Here is a 3145-nt window from a genome sequence, read left to right as displayed (position 1 = left end):
TCGGCGTGTCCGCCCATTCCATGATCGCCGTGCCCGCCGGCCCGCTCCGGGGCCTCGAGCGTGTTGATCAGGTCCGCCACGTAGACCGGGTCCTCGCGGCTGAATTCGGGCCACACGACGTCCTTGGAGGCCCAGATGACGCCCCCGATCTCGCCCATCCCGCCGTCGGGCGTCGGATGCGACATCGGATTGTCGTACTCCACGTAGATGCGGTAGGTGTGCTCGGGGCTGACCTTGATCCCCCCGGTCATCCACAGCCGGCTCTCGGAGACGCCCGTCAGGCGACCGCTCTCGTCGTACAGCGGCTCGGCTTCCCAGATGACCTTGCCTTCCGTCACGTCTTCGAGCCGCAGCACGGACGCGTAGTCGTGCAGGTGGCCCCCGATGCCGAGGATGCGCCCTTCGATGGCCGGCCTCGCCTCGTACGCGTGGACCGTCTTGCCGGGGGGGACGGGGAAGTCCTTCGCACCGACCGGTCCCATCACGTCCAGGTAGAACGGGTACACATCCCGCGGCTGTATGAATCCATCCTCCTCGAGACTGTACGCGATGCGGACGCGTAGGAACGCCTCCGGATAGTCCGTACCCGTCGGGTTCGCGAACATGGCCGAGATGAGCAGCCGGTCGCCATCCTGGATCGGGTACCCGATCAGGGCCGGCAGCTTCTTCTGGCTCGTCTCCCGTCCGGCTGCGAGCACTCGCCGGGCGATCGGAGCGAACACGTCCCGCTTGTCCGGGTCGATGAAGTTGACGTGATGAAGCAGGTCCATCGGGAGGGCGTTCCCCCGGGCGTCCTCCATGGAGACTTCGAAACCATGAAGCCAGCCGTCCACCGGGATTTCGGCCACCTGGATCGGGAGCCGCAGGTGCATCATGTCGGCCGGGAGGTCGAGCGGTCCGATCATGAAGTCGGCCACCCGCTCGTCCGGGTGGTTAAGAACCTCCACGTACTCGCTTTCGGCGGGAAGAGGAGGGGCGTTCAGGCCCATCTCCTCGACCATCGCCACGGTGATGTGCTGCGCGGAAAGAACCGCGGGCGCCAGGATTCCGGCGACCGCGATCCCGAGGGTGCGGCGGTTCATCATCGAAGGCTTCTCCGTCCAGTCTCTATGTCTGTGTCTCATGCCCCGGTACGAGCCGGCAGGGACGGCCCGACTCGAGCGGCGCGAATATAGAAAGGCGGGCCCCTGCCGATCAACTGCGACGGCGGATCGAGGCATACACCCGAAAAGAAAGCGCCCGCTCGTGCGGGCGCCCGTCTGGCTCGGAAGGATCTTCGCGGACCCCGCGCTGGATGGACCCGGCCGTCAGGAAAGGGGGACGTCGAAGTGCACGTAGTTCTTCTCGATGAACTCCGTCCACTGCTCGGGCACTTCATCGTCCGGGAAGATGGCCTCGACCGGACACTCCGGCACGCACGCTCCGCAGTCGATGCATTCCTCGGGGTGGATGTAGTACTGGTCCTCGCCCTCGTAGATGCAGTCCACCGGACACACGTCAACGCAGGAAGCGTCCTTGGTATCGATGCAGGGCTGAGCGATGATGTAGGTCATGGCTCCTCGGCAGGTTCGTGGCCCTCGAGCGGGGACGGACCCTTTCCGACTGTCCGCCCGTATCATGGTCTCCGGCTCCGGCCAAGCAGAATAATCGTCCCACCTTCCAGCGGCAACGCCGTCCGACGAGCTTCTCGGAAGTGGACTTGCCCCGGCCGATCCGGTAGTTTCTGCCGGCTCCGATGGGGGCGTTCCCGGGAGGAAGCCGCCCCCGGGGTGCAGGGAACTTTCGAAGCGGAATCATGCGAAGACTCGACGTCATACAGCTCGATCGGTCCAACGACTCGGCCCGCCCGGCGGCGGCCGCGGGAGGGTGCGGCGGCCCGGCGCCGAGCGCGGCACAGTGGCCCGAGAAGAAGCCCCGCTGGCTGCGCGTGCGTGCGCCCGGGGGGGAGCGCTACCGGGACCTGAAGCAGATGATGCGGACGCTGGGCCTCAATTCGGTGTGCGAAGAGGCTCACTGCCCCAACATCGGTGAGTGTTGGGACTCGGGAACGGCGACGTTCCTGATCATGGGCGACCAGTGCACCCGGAACTGCCCCTACTGCGCCATCGCGCACGGCCGCCCGGACGACCTCGACGAAGATGAGCCGCGCCGCGTGGCGGAGATGATCGAGCAGCTCCGACTCCGGCACGTGGTGATCACGTCGGTGGACCGGGATGACCTTCCGGACGGTGGGGCACGCATCTTCGCGTGGGTGATCGAGGAGATCCGTGACCGTCTGCCTGCCTGTTCGATCGAGGTGCTGACTCCGGACTTCCGGGGAATGCCGGAGGCGATCGAGCGCGTGATGGAGGCCCGTCCGGAGATCTTCAATCACAACATGGAAACGACACGGCGCCTGCACCGCACGGCACGGCCGGGAGGCCGTTACGACCGCTCTCTGGACGTGCTGCGGATGGCCCGCGGCCTGGATTCGGGTGTTCTCATCAAGACCGGGATCATGCTGGGACTCGGAGAGAACGGGGACGACGTGCGGGAGTTCATGGACGACGCCCTCGAGGCCGGCGTGCAGATCCTCACGATCGGTCAATATCTGCGTCCGTCGGAAAAGCACCTCCCGATCGATCGCTACGTGTCCCCGGAGGAGTTCGCCGCCTGGAAGGAGCGGGGCGAGGGGATGGGGTTCCTGCACGTGGAGAGCGGCCCGCTGGTGCGGAGCAGCTATCACGCACGAGAGCAGGTCGAAGAACTGAGAGCGAGGGCCGGAATCGCCTGACGCCGTGCGGCGTTCGGCTGCCGATACCTGCGAGGAGCGAAGACCTTGGCGAAGACGGAAGAAGAGATCGTGCGCGGCGATCTGCACGGATTGCCCCGCGAGAAGCTGATGGAGATGCTGCGCTGGATGGTGCTTTCGCGTCGCTTCGAGGAGAAGACGGCGGAGGCGTACCAGACGGGCAAGATCGGGGGCTTCTGCCACCTGTACATCGGGCAGGAGGCGGTGGCCGCGGGTGCCATCGCGGCTCTGCGCGAGGATGACTACGTGTTCACCGCGTACCGGGACCACGCGCAGGCCCTGGTGCGGGGCGTGAGGTCCGACGCCGTGATGGCGGAGCTGTTCGGGAAGATCGGCGGCGCCTCGCGCGGCGCC

The 3145-nt window shown here is 66.5% G+C and carries 4 protein-coding genes; 2 read left to right on the top strand and 2 right to left on the bottom strand.

The genetic code is table 11. The features are described from left to right. Together AC36XV_RS12240 and AC36XV_RS12235 are read right to left on the bottom strand one after the other, a co-directional pair. On the bottom strand, positions 1–1085 hold a 1085-nt coding region (locus tag AC36XV_RS12240), incomplete at its 3' end, for a hypothetical protein (protein WP_492203966.1). 222 nt (positions 1086–1307) lie between these two features. Beyond that, entirely contained in the window at positions 1308–1553 is a 246-nt protein-coding gene (locus AC36XV_RS12235) for a ferredoxin family protein (RefSeq protein WP_492203965.1), read from the bottom strand. A 242-nt stretch (positions 1554–1795) separates the two neighbouring features. On the opposite strand from AC36XV_RS12235, the gene lipA reads away from it, so the two are divergent. After that, positions 1796–2773, top strand: coding sequence for a lipoyl synthase (gene lipA, locus AC36XV_RS12230; RefSeq protein WP_492203964.1), 978 nt, complete (start codon positions 1796–1798; stop codon positions 2771–2773). Between the two features lie 108 nt (positions 2774–2881). Beyond that, positions 2882–3145: thiamine pyrophosphate-dependent enzyme (locus AC36XV_RS12225; protein WP_492203967.1), on the top strand; the 264-nt coding region annotated here is incomplete at its 3' end.

It is taken from the genome of Candidatus Benthicola sp., assembly GCF_058719085.1.
Note: the sequence above shows the minus strand (reverse complement) of the source record. Positions and strands in the feature narration are given on the sequence as shown.

Bases quoted from the DNA above. Each gene is read 5' to 3' on its own strand.
- AC36XV_RS12235 (WP_492203965.1), bottom strand. From the start codon at position 1,553: ATGACCTACATCATCGCTCAGCCCTGCATCGATACCAAGGACGCTTCC.
- lipA (WP_492203964.1), top strand. From the start codon at position 1,796: ATGCGAAGACTCGACGTCATACAGCTCGATCGGTCCAACGACTCGGCC.